This is a genomic window from Neisseria yangbaofengii (assembly GCF_014898075.1).
Classification (GTDB): domain Bacteria; phylum Pseudomonadota; class Gammaproteobacteria; order Burkholderiales; family Neisseriaceae; genus Neisseria; species Neisseria yangbaofengii.
The window spans coordinates 1125334-1139271 of the sequence record NZ_CP062976.1; the positions used below are offsets into that span (position 1 = coordinate 1125334).

The following is a 13938-nucleotide window of genomic DNA, read 5'->3' on the forward strand; positions in this document are numbered from 1 at the left end:
GCCGTCGGATTGAGCATTTCTTTCAGACGGCCTTTTATCAAACTATGGCCATTATTAGCACACACGACAAAATTTTTGAGCTGCAAAACGGCGAGACCCTGCTGGAAGGGCTGGAGCGCACCGGCCACGAAGTCGAATACCAATGCCGCAGCGGCTATTGCGGTTCATGCCGTCTGAAAATCATCAGCGGCAAGGTCGGCTATGATGATTTCCCGTTGGCCTTTATCACACCCGGCGAAATCCTGCCGTGTTGCTGTCGGGTCACGGAAGACATCACGCTCGATTGCCGCATCAAAATCCGCGAGCCGGATTTGTTTGATGTGGATTTGTTTGACAAAGAATAACCGGTGTGACAACGGCTTGATTTTGCTGCTGTTTGTACCGATATTAAACAAACTGCTCAAAGGCGTGCATTGATACATTTTCGCCAAGCCGTCTGAAAACCGCGACACGCATTTTCAGACGGCATTGCTATCGAAATTTGTTCAAATCAAACAAACCAACAAAAAGATAATTGAAAAGGCCGTCTGAAACATTGCTAAGCGTGGCCGGCAATATCTTTCAGACGGCCTTTTTTTACGATTGGCAATTCAAAATTACCTAATCATTTTGTTTCAAGGCTTCATCATCCAGCGATTTCAGCCAAGCCAGTTTTTCACCGATTTTGATTTCCAAACCGCGCGGTACGGGTTGGTAAAACTCAGGTTCGTCCAAACCGTCGGGCATATAGGTTTCACCGGCAGCATAGGCGTGGGGTTCGTCATGGGCGTAGCGGTATTCGCGGCCGTAGCCCAATTCTTTCATCAGCTTGGTGGGCGCATTGCGCAAATGTACCGGCACTTCGTCGCCGGCATTGTTGTGCACAAATGCACGCATTTGGTTGTAGGCATTGTAGCCTGCATTCGATTTCGCCGCCGAAGCCAAATACAATACGGCTTGCGCCAAAGCCAATTCGCCTTCGGGGCTGCCCAGCCGCTCAAAAGTGGTGGCGGCATCGTTGGCAATCTGAAAGGCGCGCGGGTCGGCCAGGCCGATGTCTTCCCAAGCCATGCGTACAATGCGGCGCGCCAGATAGCGCGGATCGGCACCGCCGTCGAGCATGCGGCAGAACCAATACAGCGCGGCGTTGGGGTGTGAGCCGCGCACGGATTTGTGTAATGCGGAAATTTGGTTGTAGAAGCTCTCGCCGCCTTTATCAAAACGGCGGATTTGTGTGCCCAAACTTTCTGCGAGAAACGCGGCATCTAGGGTTTTCAGACGGCGTGTGCCGGCGGCGCGAAGCAATTGTTCCAATAAATTCAGCATGCGGCGTGCATCGCCGTCGGCTGTGTTCACCAATAATTCGCGTGCTTCCGCATTAATCTCAAAGCCTTGATATTCGGGCAACGCCAGCACTTTTTCAATCAATTGCTGCAAGTCTTGTGCAGATAAGGATTGCAACACATACACCTGCGCGCGGCTGAGCAAGGCCGGATTGACTTCAAATGACGGGTTCTCCGTAGTTGCGCCGATAAAGGTTAATAAACCGCTTTCCACGTGCGGTAAAAAGGCGTCTTGCTGCGCTTTGTTGAAACGGTGCACTTCATCGACAAATAAAATCGTCGCCCGGCCTTGTTGCAAGGCAATTTCGGCTTTTTCGATGGTTCCTCGAATGTCTTTCACACCGGAAAATACTGCTGACACGGGCAGAAATTGTGCATTGAAACTTTGCGCAAGAATCCGTGCCAAAGTGGTTTTACCCACACCGGGCGGCCCCCACAGCAGCATGGAATGCGGTTTGCCGCCTTCCACCGCCACACGCAGCGGTTTGCCTTCACCGATTAAGTGCTGCTGGCCGATGATTCCGTCTAAAGAATGCGGGCGCAGGCGTTCGGCGAGCGGGGCGTCGGGTTGGCGGGTAAATAAATCGTTCATGGCAGATTCCGTTTCAGACGGCATTGTGGTTTTCTTGCCGGATATTATAGCGCAAGCGTTCGCATGATTCAGAGCCTTGCTGTATAATATGCCGGAAATTTAAACCGCGCTGCCGGCTAAGCGGTGTGCAGTTAAAATAGGGCGATTGGGGCGGGATAGCCAAGCCCATTATCATGTTGATTTGAATGTTCCGTTTGGAAGGTTACAGAATGAAAAAAATCTTGGCAGCCGCTGTATCGGCTTTATTGTTGGGCGCATGCGCCAGCGGTACCAGCATATCGATGAACGGCTTGGGCAGCGGCACCGGTATAGGCAGCAGTGTGGTGAAAATGGCGGTGGAAAACCAATGCCGCACCGAATTGAACAAGCGCAACGAATGGCGCATGGCGGCTTTGGCCATGTCGGCTGAAAAACAGGAAGCATGGGAAGGCAAAATTTGCGGCTGTGCCAGCGAAGAAGCCCCTAACCAATTGACTGCCAACGAAATGATGCAGGTTTTGAACCCAAGCACCCGCACACAAGCCTTAGCGGCCGTGACCGCCAAAACCGTGACTGCCTGCGTAAAACGCGTTTACCGCTAATTAATTGTTCAGACGGCCCGAAAATACTTCAGGCCGTCTGAAATCTTTAATGATTAAACAGATACAGAGTAGAAAACATGAAATACATCAGCACGCGCGGTGCCACTGCGCCGAAATCGTTTAGCGAAGTATTATTGATGGGCTTGGCACCCGACGGCGGCTTGATGCTGCCCGAGCATTATCCGCAAGTGGACGAAGTGACCCTGCAAAAATGGCGCACGCTGAGTTATCCTGAGCTGGCGTTTGAAATCATCAGCCTGTTCGCTACCGATATTCCAAGCGGCGATTTGCGCGACATCGTCAACCGCACTTACACGGAAGCAGCTTTCGGCACCAAAGAAATCACGCCTGTGCGCAGCCTTTCAGACGGCATCAAAATCGAGGCCTTGTCCAATGGCCCGACCTTGGCCTTTAAAGACATGGCGATGCAGTTTTTGGGCAATGCGTTTGAATATGTGTTGAACAAAGAAGGCAAGCAAATCAACATTTTGGGTGCGACCAGCGGCGACACCGGTTCGGCTGCCGAATATGCTTTGCGCGGCAAAAAGGGGGTGAATGTATTTATGCTCTCGCCGGAGGGAAAAATGAGCGCGTTCCAACGCGCGCAAATGTTCAGCCTGCAAGACGAAAACATTCATAACATCGCAGTAGAAGGCATGTTTGACGATTGCCAAGATATCGTTAAAGCCGTGCAAAACGATGCCGAATTCAAAGCCAAATACCATGTCGGCACAGTTAATTCGATTAACTGGGGCCGCATCGTGGCGCAAGTGGCGTATTATTTCGCCGGCTATTTCAATGCCGCCACCGGCAACGGGCAAAAGGTGAGCTTCTGCGTGCCAAGCGGCAATTTCGGTAATGTGTGCGCCGGCCATATTGCGCGCCAGATGGGCTTGCCGGTACACCGCTTAATCGTGGCAACCAATGAAAACGATGTATTGGACGAGTTTTTCAAAACCGGCCGTTACCAACCGCGAACTACCGAGCACACCCACGTCACTTCCAGCCCGTCGATGGATATTTCCAAAGCGTCTAATTTTGAGCGTTTTGTGTTTGACTTGATGGATCGCGATGCCGACAAAATCCAAAGCCTGTGGGCCGAAGTGGCTTCCGGTAAAGGCTTTGATTTAAAAGACTATTTAGAAGAAATTCACGAGAAATACGGTTTCGTATCGGGAAAATCAACCCACGCCGACCGCTTGGCCACCATCCGCCAAGTGTACGAGCAAGACGGGGGACTGATTGATCCGCATACCGCCGACGGCGTGAAAGTGGCGCGTGAAGTACGCGAAGCAGGCGAAACCATTGTTTGCTTGGAAACCGCTTTGGCCGCCAAATTCGACCAAACCATTTACGAAGCCGTCGGCGATGTGACTATTCCGCGTCCGGCCGGTTTGAATGGTTTGGAAGATTTGCCGCAACGCGTCGAAGTGGTGAAAAACGATGCCGAACTGGTGAAAAACATCATTCGCAAAGCATTGGATTAATCACTCATTAGGCCGTCTGAAGCGAATTGATTCAGACGGCCCGAATCATGATTGGAAACGATTATTTTCAAAATATTAGAAAGCGCCGGCAACGGTTTTTGTTCATAGGAAAAAATTCATGTCATCAAAATTTTACACTGAAAAAGTGTTGTCAGTGCATCACTGGACAGATGCTTATTTCTCTTTCACCTGCACCCGCGATGAATCATTGCGCTTTGAAAACGGCCAATTTGTGATGATTGGCTTGATGGTGGACGGCAAGCCTTTGATGCGTGCCTACAGCGTGGCTTCGGCCAACTGGGAAGAGCATTTGGAATTTTTCAGCATTAAAGTGCAAGATGGTCCTTTGACCAGCCGTTTGCAGCATTTGCAAGTGGGCGATGAAGTGTTGATCAGTAAAAAACCGACCGGCACTTTGGTGGCAGGAGACTTGAATCCGGGCAAACATTTGTATCTGCTGAGCACCGGTACCGGCCTTGCCCCATTCTTGAGCGTCACCAAAGACCCTGAAATTTATGAGCAATTTGAAAAAGTGATTCTGGTGCACGGTGTGCGTTACAAGCAAGATTTGGCCTATTACGACCACTTCGCCAAAGAATTGCCGGAGCATGAATACTTAGGCGGTATGGTTAAAGAAAAATTGATTTACTATCCTGTGGTGTCACGCGAAGAATTCGAACATCAAGGCCGTCTGACCGATTTGATGAAGAGTGGCAAATTGTTTGAAGACATCGGTTTGCCGCCGATGAATCCGCAAGACGACCGTGCCATGTTGTGCGGCAGCACCGCGATGAACAAAGACACTGCCGCCATTCTCGACAGCTTCGGCCTGACTCCGTCGCCAAAAGTCGGCCAACGTGGCGATTACTTGATTGAACGCGCGTTTGTGGATCAATAATAGCCGATTACGTTTAGCCTTCATAAGGCCGTCTGAACATAATTATGCTTTCAGACGGCCTTTCATTTTATAGTGAACTTTAAATAAAGGAGAAAAAATGAATACCGTTCAAATCAAAAACGTGACACTGGGCGCAGGCAGCCCGAAAATTGCCGTACCGCTGGTCGCCAAAAATCCAGACGGCCTGCAACAAGCGATTGCCGGTTTGGCAGGGTTGAGCTTCGATATTGTGGAATTTCGTGTTGATTTTTTAGACACCGCCGCTGATGCGGATGCCGTGTTGGCGCAAACGGAAATGGTGCGCCAAGCCTTGCCGGATACGCCGTTACTGTTTACTTTCCGCCGTGCAGCAGAAGGTGGTGAATGCCCTTGTGACGATGACTATTATTTCGACTTAATTCACCGCGCAATTAAATCGGGGTTGGTCGACATCATTGATATCGAACTGTTTGCCGGTGATGAAAAAGTTCGAGCAGCGGTACAGGCTGCGAAAGGCAAAGGCGTGGTTGCGCTGTTGTGCAACCATGATTTTGACAAAACGCCAGAGAAAGAAGAGATTACCGGCCGTCTGAAAAAAATGGAAAGCTTGGGTGCGGACATCTGCAAAATTGCGGTGATGCCGCAAAGCACTGCCGATGTGCTGACCTTGTTGGAGGCCACGCAAGAAGTGTATCAAACAGCCAAGCAGCCGATAGTGACCATGTCTATGGGTAAACTCGGCGTCATCAGTCGCTTGGCCGGACAAACTTTCGGTTCGGCCATGACTTTCGGCGCTGCAGCCAAAGCGTCGGCGCCGGGTCAGATTGGTGCGAATGATTTGCGACAGATTCTGGAGACTCTGGCGTAAGTGATTTGAAATGAACGGGCCGTCTGAATTTTAGACGGCCTACTTATTAGACAAAAATAAATTGGCACATCGCATCATTTACCGAATTGATCCATCTCGAGCTATGGCAGATTTATATAGTGAATCCACTATAAAAGCCGCATTGATGCTTTCGTGGTGGAACAAAATTGCCCTTATCCGGAAATGGATGACAAAGATTTAGATGCGCTGCATTTGTTTGCCGAACAAGGCGGCCAGTTAGCTGCGTATTGCCGCATAATTGCGGAAGAAGCGTTGGTTAAAAATCGGTCGCGCGTTGGCGGTGTCGTCTTTTCGGGGTTGGGGATTGGGTAAAAGGCTCATGCAAAGCCTTGCAAGCGGTGTAACAGCGTTTCTCACATAGCTTTGTTTACAGCGGTTTTATGAATTTTTGGGTTTTTACAAAGTATCGGATGAATATTTGGCAGACGGTATTCCGCACATCGATATGGCGCGGCAAAGGAAAGGTGAGGCCGTCTGAAAATAGTGGATATAATCAGTTTAGTGTATTCATTGTGAATAAATTAAGGCTATAATGCTTTACTAAAGAGCCGCTTCAGACGGCCTTGTTAAACGGAAACTCTTCATGAAGCTCACTTATTTTGTCGTACTGGCGGTTGTCGGCGCGACGCTGCCTGCTTATGCAAACCAGCCGCTGTATTCCACCGGCAAGCTCGATAATGGCCTGACTTATCATATTTTCAAAATTCCATCGGCCGGTAAACGGCTGATGACACGCATGAATGTCGGCGTGGGCGCAGCCGATGAAAATGCCGGAGAAGAAGGCATTGCCCACATCACCGAGCATATGGTGTTTCAATCTTCGCCGCAAAACCCACAAGGCTTGTCTAACCGTTTGATGAAAGACGGCTGGCAGATGGGGCGGCATTTCAACGCGCTTACTACTTACGACTATACGCGCTATATGCTGACCCCGCCACGCGGAGTCAAACAGCTTGATGAAGCCTTATTGATCTACCGCCAAATTTTGCAGCCGAAGCAGTTTTCCGCTGCCGATTGGGAAAAAGAACAGCAAGTGATTTTAAGTGAATGGCGTCAGCAGCAAAGCCTGCAAAACCGACTCAGCCGCCAGCAGCATGAATTGCTGTATAAAGGCGCGCGCCAAGGGCGGTATGCGCCGATTGGGCGTTTGGAAGCTATAGAAAAAGCCGACATGAAAACCGCCGGCGATTTTCACAACCGCTGGTATGGCGTGAACAATGCCGTGTTGGTGGTGATGGGCAATGTAAGTATTGACGAAACTTCCGCCTTGATTCAAAAATTATTCGGCAGCTTGCAGCCGGTTACCTTGAGCGAGCGCCGCTACGAAGAATACGAGCCGGCTTTGCAAAACGGTTGGCACATTGCGCAAGTGGCTGACCGCGATAATGCCGATAACAAATTATCGCTGGTGTTCCGCTTTAAAAAGCAGCCGGCATCAGCTTACGAAGAGTATGCTTATCAGCGTTTACTGGATAATTTTGCCGCCTTTATCATCAACCGCCGCATTCAGCAATCGGGCGAAGATGTGGTATTGAAAATGGATACGCTGGGGCGAAATACCGGCGTTTTGGTGTTCCAATCCGAAACCGGGACCAATCAGCATAGTGAAATGTTGGACGTGTTGCGTCATTTGCGCCAAGACATTTTAAACACACCGGCCACCAACGAAGAATTGGCGCAATACCGCAAAGCATTGCACGGAAATTTGTCGCCGCAGAAAGCCGGTATTCCCAATGATTTGAACAAAGTAGCCGCAATAAGCGATGAAACCGTATTGCGCGGTTTGCCAATGCCCGATGCCGAAACCCAAACCATAGACCGCAGCCAGCTTTACCGCATCAATGCCAAAGCGGTGAATGAACGCATTGCCGATTGGCTGAACGCACCCGATAAAATGATTGAGGTGCAGGCACAGGCAGATGAGAAAGTGAAGCTTCCTGAAGTATCTGAATTGAGTCAAGAGGTTAGTTCGCATAAAAACGGTTCGGACGGTCTGATTGAGCCGCATTTTGCCGAAAATCAAGGCGGCAGTATTCTCGCCGAACGCCACGATGCCAAATTGAACCTGCATTATCTGACTTTGAGTAACGGAGATATGGCGGTGGTGATGAAATTGCCGGTGGCAGGTAATAATCTGTATTTCAAAGCCTTATCCAATGTTGGCTATTGGCAACAGCCGCAACAGGCATGGCAGGGCGAAATTTTAGCCGATGTGTTGGTGCGATCAACGCCGCAAGGTATGAGTGCGGCCAATTTCAAACAATGGCAACAAAAGAAGGGCATACAGCGTTACCGTTTCCGCTTGGGTGGCTATTATCAGACGACCGATGTACAAGCCGCCAAAACTGCGTTGCAATCGGTGTTGCAGCTTTACCGCCAGCAGCAAACTGCCCCTGATTTCAGCGGTTGGCAACAGGTTGTGAAGCGGGAAGAATCGCGTTTTAAAGTGGCGCAATATGCCAAATCAGGGCGGCAACGTGATGCCTTGAACACGCTGCAATATGGCCGCAATGCGCTGATGCCGTCCGAAAGCCTTGCTTATGCAGGTTTGAATGAAGCTGCTTTCCGACAACAATGGCAAACACTGGCTTCCGCACCAACTACTTATTACATCGTCAGCAATCTGCCGATTGAAAATGTGAAGCCTTGGGTGGCGCAATACTTGGCCGATATTCCGCGCCAAGCCATGCCTTCGACCAAATATCCTTGGCAAAGTGGCCGTCAGATACGGCAAATCGCCGCCAACGATACGCAAGGCACAGATGTGCAAGCCTTGTCGTGGCAAACCATAGCCCGGCTTTCGCCGGCGCAACATGAGCAAATCAAGCTTTTGAACAATATTGCCAATGCGCGTTTGAAAGACGAATTACGCGGCAAACAGCAAAGCGTTTACGCCGTGAAATTTCAGGCTGAGCCTAATATCGGGCAAAACCGTATGCAAAGCCGCTTGTCGTTTAATACGTCAAGCGAACAAGCCCGATCCGCTTGGCAGACCGCGCAAAAGGTGTTGAACGCCCTATCTGACAATATCGGCTTCAGCGAAGCACGTAATCTGCGTAAGCTCTTTGTCGAACAGGAAAATGCCCGCCGCCGCAAGCCCGAATTGTGGTTGGAGCGGTTGGTTATTAGCCACCAAAGCTACGGTGATGCACGTTATTTGACCGAGATTTCCAATATCCCGGCAAATTTCAGCCGCAATCAGTTACGCGAAACGGCGAAATTGATGTGGTCGGCGGAAAACGAGAAAATTTTGCTGATGACACCGCGGCCTTAACCAGCCTGATAAAAATGCCGTCTGAGCAGGGTGTCGGGCGGCATTAAAGCAAGCGGTCGCTGCCTTCAAATGGTTGGGAATGGTTTTGCATGGTTATCATCCTAAAAAATATTCAGACGGCCTTAAGATGCAGATACAGGCCGTCTGAAAGATCAGCATAAATATAGTGAATCCACTTTAAAATAGTACGGCGTTGGTTCGCTTAGCCGTTATCTATACTGTCTTCGGCTCACCGCCTTATCCTATTTTAAAGTGAATCCACTATATTTTTCAGTTAAAGCGCACCAATAAGCCGCTGCCGGCACGATAATCCGGTCGTTGAAATCATAAAGCGGATTGCTGCGCCAGTCGTGGATATTTTCTTCATGAATCGGCAATGCATCCATATCCGCGCGTAAGCCGATGATTTTTTACCGTCGCCGTTTTTTTAACGTACCGGCCACACCGGTTTTGCCCAAACCGTGAGGCACTTCATAGCCCATTGCTGAAGCAAATCGGCAATGATGTCGCCGGTGTGCTGTTTTTCAAACCCAAGCCCGGGAGGTTTGGTGGATTTGGCCGGCGCAGGCGGGTAAATTCTTTTTCTCTTTGTCGTAGCGTTTGCAAATGGCTTATGGCATTTCCTTTGGATTCTTCTGAATTATGGTAGGTAGAAAATTTCAATTATCCTGGCCCCTTCAACTTTGTTAACAATATGCAAATATAAAAAGGCCGTCTGAAATCTTTTCAGACGGCCTTTGATGGTTGAATTTTATTGCGCTTTCAGGCGGGCAATGCGGTTATCCAAAGACGGGTGGGTACTCAACAGCGAATCTTTGCTTTCGCTGGCAATACCCATGGCGTTCATCTCTTGCGGTAAATCGTTTCCGGCACCTTTCAAGCGTTGCAAGGCGGCAATCATTTTGGGTGCGCCGACTAATTTGGCGGCACCGGCATCGGCGCGGTATTCGCGTTGGCGGCTGAACCACATCACAATGATGCTGGCCAAGAAACCGAAGACGATTTGCAACACCATGCTGACCATGAAATACATGCCGGTGGAGGTGCTGCCGTCTTCATTGCGGGCAACCATGCCGGAAATGATGCGGGCGAAGAATACAACGAAGGTATTGACCACGCCTTGAATCAAGGTCAGCGTCACCATATCGCCGTTGCCGACGTGTGCCATTTCGTGTGCCAATACGGCTTCGACTTCATCACGGGTCATGTGGTCGAGCAGGCCGGTGGATACGGCAACCAAGGAATTGTTTTTACTGGCGCCGGTAGCGAATGCGTTTGGCTCCGGCGAATGGTAAATGGCCACTTCCGGCGTTTTCAAACTCCATTGACGCGCTTGGGCTTCAACGGTGGACAACAACCAAGCTTCTTCTTCGCTGCGCGGCTGGGTAATCACTTCCGCACCGACCGAACGTTTGGCCATGGTTTTGGAAAGAAGTAGGGAAATAATCGAGCCGCTGAAGCCGACGACGGCAGAATAAACCAACAGGCTGCCGACTTCGTCGGTGCTGTTAATGCCTAAAATAGCCAGAACGATACGGATAACGATCAGAACGGCAATATTGGTTGCAAGAAACAAGAAAATGCGTTTCACCGGATGGATTCCTTTAGTTGGTATGGTTTGTTTTATACTGGCCGCGGTGGCGCAGATTTGACGGTATTGTCTCAAAAAGGTTGATTCTAGGGAATAAGCTTTTGAGCAAAGGTATGCAAATCTGAATGTTAGTATCTGTTGGAAAGCAGTGGTTTATGCAAATTTCGGCCGGGCAGGTAAACATGTTGCCATAATCGAAAGGCCGTCTGAAAGTTTCAGACGGCCTTGATTCGGCCATGAAACATTACGATTGGCGTTGTTTTTCCGCCATCATTTCATGCAGTGTTTTCTTCGCCGGTTTCATCGGCACACGGCTATCCGTCCAGCCCAATTGTTTGTTTGGGGTTAAGGCGCGGAATTTGGTCGCTGCCCAACCAAATGCACGGTAGGCTTTTTTTCCGCTGAAAATGCCGTTGAACGTGCGCCATGCCATTTGCTCGCTAAAGGTATGAGAAGCACCTTGGCCGCGAATCGGATGCGGCACCACTTCGCTTGGCGGGCGTTGGGCTTCTACACGCAGACGCTGCATTTGCTCGGTAATCGGGATGCGTACCGGACACACTTCCGTACATGCGCCGCACATACTGCATGCGGTCGGCAGGTCGCTGGTGCTTTCCAAGCCGAGCAAGTGCGGCGACAGGATTTCGCCAATCGGCCCCGGATAAGTGGTGCCGTAAGCCGCGCCGCCGATGCGGGTGTACACCGGGCAGTGGTTCATACACGCACCGCATCGGATGCATTGCAAAGTGCGGCGCATTTGGTCTTCGGCATAGGCTTGCGTTCGGCCGTTGTCGAGCAACACCAAGTGCATTTCCTGCGGGCCGTCCAACTCTTCACTGCGGCGCGGGCCGGTAATCATGTTGAAATAAGTAGTGATGTTTTGACCGATGGCCGAGCGTGGCAGCAAGCTATACAGCGGCGGCACGTCCGACAATTTGGCCACGACTTTTTCGATGCCGGTAATGGCAATATGCACCGGCGGTACGGTCGTAGACAAGCGGCCGTTGCCTTCGTTTTCAACCAAACACAAGGTGCCGGTTTCGGCGACGGCAAAGTTCACGCCGCTCAAGCCGACATCGGCAGTGCGGTAAATATCGCGCAAGGCCATGCGGGCAAAGCCGGTGAGCTGGTCAACGTCATCGGTCAGCGGGGTGTCTAAGTTTTGGTGGAACAATTCGCTGACTTGCTCTTTGGTTTTGTGGATGGCGGGCATTACGATATGGGTCGGCTTTTCGCCGGCCATCTGAACGATGAATTCGCCCAAATCGCTTTCTACTGCGCGAATGCCGTTGTCTTCCAAATAATGGTTCAGTTCGATTTCTTCGCTGACCATGGATTTGCCTTTGACCATCAGTTTGCCGTTGCGGGCATTTATAATGTTGTGAATGATGGTGCAGGCTTCGGCAGGGGTTTCTGCCCAGTGTACTTTCACGCCCAAGCGGGTCAGGTTGGTTTCAAGCTGCTCCAGCAAATCAGGCAGGCGTGACAGTGAGCGCTGGCGGATGTGCTCGCACAAATCACGCAGGGTTTGCAATTCTTCTTCGTCCGACAACACGGCTTTGCGTTTGGTCATCAGCATATCCATTGCCGTGCGCAGGCTTTTGCGCAATGGTTTGTCCTGTAGTGAAATGGCGGTATTTTGTTTGAAGGTTTCCGGCTTCATGTGGAATCGGATGGTTTGGCTGCTCATACGGTTTCCTCCAGATCGGCAGGTGAAATGTGGTCGGGCAGAATCGCCAGCACCACCAAATCACGCGGACCGTGTGCACCGTAGGCCAGCGTTAATTGGATGTCGGCGGTTTTAGATGGGCCGGAGATGAGAATCACGTTGGTCGGCATACCGTTTTCAACCAGTTTTTCGCCTTCGACGGCATGATGGAATTCACCGTACATTTTGCCGGTATCAAACAGGCAGAAATGCACCGGCGGCACCAGGCTCAAGCTTCGCGGCTGCTCGGGGCCGGATTCCAGCATGATGGTGCCGGTGCGGGCGATGCCGCATTTTGAGCCGCTGAAACCGGCATCGACTTGCAGGAAAAATTCGTCTTTCCAGTCTTCGATTTTACGGTCGAACGACAAGGCTTCGATGTTGCTGCCTTCCAAGGCGGCCCGGGCTTTGAGGCCGTCTGAAGTTTGTAATGGCAATAAGATGTTTTTCAGGCCTTTTTCTTCGGCTGCTTGGCGGAACACTTGCGGCCAATTGTTGCGGGTTACCCAGTAAATCTCTGTTTTCACCGCGCGCATGGTAACCGCCCAATGTTTCAGACGGGCGGTTTCGCTTTCCCAAGTCATTTCGTTTTGGCGGTAGTAACCATAGGTATTTGGCTCAATCATCGGGTAGGCATCGGCTTTTCTCAGCTTGGCCAGGATATTGTCGCGTGCGCTCATGCTTTGCCTCCTGTGCGTTCCAATAAGAAGGTGGCAATGTGTTTCGGTGCCGGCATGTTTGGTTCGTCTTTGGCGATTTTGCCGCCGATGTTCATCATGCAGCCGCAGTCGGCGCTGATGATTTCCGTGGCTTGGGTTTCTTTCAAGGCGGCTACTTTGTCGCTGACCATGGCACCGGAAATGTCGGGATGTTTGACCGAGAATGTACCACCGAAGCCGCAGCATTCGCTTTCGTGATCGTGCACGATGCGTTCGACATTTTCCATGCCGTCAATCAGCTCCCAGCCGGAAAGATGCACATTCATTTCACGGCGTGCGGCGCAAGAAGTATGCACAGCCACTTTCACCGGCGCACCTTTGTCTTCGGGGCGGTAACCGATGGCCAGCAGGAAATGGGTAAATTCGATTACGCGCTCGGCGATGTCTTTGGCTTTCGCTTCGTAAGGCGTGCCTTTAAATAAATTCGGCCAATGGTGCTTCATCATGCCGCCGCACGAACCTGACGGCACGACAATCGGCCAGTTTTCAGGAAATAAATCCAATTGCGCTTTGGCCACTTCAAACGCTTCTTGCGGATGACCCGAAGAATAAGCAGGCTGGCCGCAGCAGCTTTGATCCATCGGGAAATGGGTGCGGATGCCTTGCTGCTCGATTAAGGTCATGGCATCCATGCCGGCTTCGGGCATGAAGATGTCGAGAACGCAGGTGCCGAAGAAATATGCATCGGTCGGCACACTGTCGAAACGGATAATGGGGATAGGGGTTTTTACGCTCATTTGGGTAGGGATTTCTAATTGTAATGAGTAAAGGATAATTTTGTACTTTAAGTAATTTGATGTAACAGGTCAAGTTGAATTTTTCAAAATAAATTTGTCGATAGATGGTTGAAAGCTAAAAGGCTTATGTCTTCTGATATTTTATATTTTAGTAATCATTC

Annotated in this window: 13 protein-coding genes; 7 read left to right on the plus strand and 6 right to left on the minus strand. The window is 50.5% G+C overall.

The genetic code is table 11. The features are described 5' to 3' along the window. Positions 1–44: 44 nt before the first annotated feature. On the plus strand, positions 45–344 hold the full coding sequence (gene yfaE, locus H4O27_RS05380; protein WP_165008141.1) for a class I ribonucleotide reductase maintenance protein YfaE: 300 nt from the start codon (positions 45–47) through the stop codon (positions 342–344). Positions 345–600: 256 nt separating this feature from the next. Here yfaE and H4O27_RS05385 read toward each other — a convergent pair whose 3' ends face one another. Further along, positions 601–1914: a replication-associated recombination protein A gene (locus H4O27_RS05385; protein ID WP_165008143.1), complete on the minus strand. Its 1314-nt coding sequence runs from the start codon at positions 1912–1914 to the stop codon at positions 601–603. Between the two features lie 209 nt (positions 1915–2123). Here H4O27_RS05385 and H4O27_RS05390 point away from each other — a divergent pair, with 209 nt between their 5' ends. The 6 genes from H4O27_RS05390 to H4O27_RS05415 all read left to right on the plus strand — a co-directional run bounded on the left by H4O27_RS05390 (position 2124) and on the right by H4O27_RS05415 (position 9022). Next, positions 2124–2495 carry a hypothetical protein gene (locus tag H4O27_RS05390; RefSeq protein ID WP_165008145.1) on the plus strand — a complete coding sequence of 124 codons (372 nt, stop codon included), beginning with the start codon at positions 2124–2126 and terminating at the stop codon, positions 2493–2495. A 77-nt stretch (positions 2496–2572) separates the two neighbouring features. Beyond that, positions 2573–3982, plus strand: a complete 1410-nt coding sequence (gene thrC / locus H4O27_RS05395) for a threonine synthase (protein ID WP_165008147.1) — start codon at positions 2573–2575, stop codon at positions 3980–3982. A gap of 118 nt (positions 3983–4100) precedes the next feature. Then, positions 4101–4880, plus strand: coding sequence for a ferredoxin--NADP reductase (locus tag H4O27_RS05400; protein ID WP_165008149.1), 780 nt, complete (start codon positions 4101–4103; stop codon positions 4878–4880). A 97-nt stretch (positions 4881–4977) separates the two neighbouring features. Further along, a complete protein-coding gene (gene aroD / locus H4O27_RS05405) occupies positions 4978–5727 on the plus strand; it encodes a type I 3-dehydroquinate dehydratase (protein ID WP_165008151.1) in 750 nt (249 codons plus the stop codon). A gap of 153 nt (positions 5728–5880) precedes the next feature. Next, entirely contained in the window at positions 5881–6060 is a 180-nt protein-coding gene (locus H4O27_RS13000; protein ID WP_206224744.1) for a GNAT family N-acetyltransferase, read from the plus strand. A gap of 271 nt (positions 6061–6331) precedes the next feature. Continuing rightward, a complete protein-coding gene (locus H4O27_RS05415; RefSeq protein WP_165008153.1) occupies positions 6332–9022 on the plus strand; it encodes a M16 family metallopeptidase in 2691 nt (896 codons plus the stop codon). Positions 9023–9264: 242 nt separating this feature from the next. On the opposite strand, the gene H4O27_RS05420 is transcribed toward H4O27_RS05415, so the two are convergent. The 5 genes from H4O27_RS05420 to H4O27_RS05440 all read right to left on the minus strand — a co-directional run bounded on the left by H4O27_RS05420 (position 9265) and on the right by H4O27_RS05440 (position 13777). Beyond that, a complete protein-coding gene (locus H4O27_RS05420; RefSeq protein WP_165008155.1) occupies positions 9265–9408 on the minus strand; it encodes an amidohydrolase in 144 nt (47 codons plus the stop codon). A 365-nt stretch (positions 9409–9773) separates the two neighbouring features. Continuing rightward, on the minus strand, positions 9774–10613 hold the full coding sequence (gene htpX, locus H4O27_RS05425) for a protease HtpX (RefSeq protein ID WP_165008157.1): 840 nt from the start codon (positions 10611–10613) through the stop codon (positions 9774–9776). Between the two features lie 244 nt (positions 10614–10857). After that, positions 10858–12303, minus strand: a complete 1446-nt coding sequence (locus H4O27_RS05430; protein ID WP_165008159.1) for a LutB/LldF family L-lactate oxidation iron-sulfur protein — start codon at positions 12301–12303, stop codon at positions 10858–10860. Beyond that, a complete protein-coding gene (locus tag H4O27_RS05435) occupies positions 12300–13001 on the minus strand; it encodes a LutC/YkgG family protein (RefSeq protein ID WP_165008161.1) in 702 nt (233 codons plus the stop codon). The genes H4O27_RS05430 and H4O27_RS05435 overlap by 4 nt, the downstream gene beginning before the upstream one ends. Beyond that, on the minus strand, positions 12998–13777 hold the full coding sequence (locus H4O27_RS05440; RefSeq protein WP_165008163.1) for a (Fe-S)-binding protein: 780 nt from the start codon (positions 13775–13777) through the stop codon (positions 12998–13000). Before H4O27_RS05440 ends, H4O27_RS05435 begins: the two co-directional genes overlap by 4 nt. Between the last annotated feature and the right edge of the window lie 161 nt (positions 13778–13938).

Coding starts and splice junctions, on each gene's coding strand:
- yfaE (WP_165008141.1), top strand. CDS start 45: ATGGCCATTATTAGCACACACGACAAAATTTTTGAGCTGCAAAACGGC.
- H4O27_RS05385 (WP_165008143.1), bottom strand. CDS start 1,914: ATGAACGATTTATTTACCCGCCAACCCGACGCCCCGCTCGCCGAACGC.
- H4O27_RS05390 (WP_165008145.1), top strand. CDS start 2,124: ATGAAAAAAATCTTGGCAGCCGCTGTATCGGCTTTATTGTTGGGCGCA.
- thrC (WP_165008147.1), top strand. CDS start 2,573: ATGAAATACATCAGCACGCGCGGTGCCACTGCGCCGAAATCGTTTAGC.
- H4O27_RS05400 (WP_165008149.1), top strand. CDS start 4,101: ATGTCATCAAAATTTTACACTGAAAAAGTGTTGTCAGTGCATCACTGG.
- aroD (WP_165008151.1), top strand. CDS start 4,978: ATGAATACCGTTCAAATCAAAAACGTGACACTGGGCGCAGGCAGCCCG.
- H4O27_RS05415 (WP_165008153.1), top strand. CDS start 6,332: ATGAAGCTCACTTATTTTGTCGTACTGGCGGTTGTCGGCGCGACGCTG.
- H4O27_RS05420 (WP_165008155.1), bottom strand. CDS start 9,408: ATGGATGCATTGCCGATTCATGAAGAAAATATCCACGACTGGCGCAGC.
- H4O27_RS05430 (WP_165008159.1), bottom strand. CDS start 12,303: ATGAGCAGCCAAACCATCCGATTCCACATGAAGCCGGAAACCTTCAAA.
- H4O27_RS05435 (WP_165008161.1), bottom strand. CDS start 13,001: ATGAGCGCACGCGACAATATCCTGGCCAAGCTGAGAAAAGCCGATGCC.
- H4O27_RS05440 (WP_165008163.1), bottom strand. CDS start 13,777: ATGAGCGTAAAAACCCCTATCCCCATTATCCGTTTCGACAGTGTGCCG.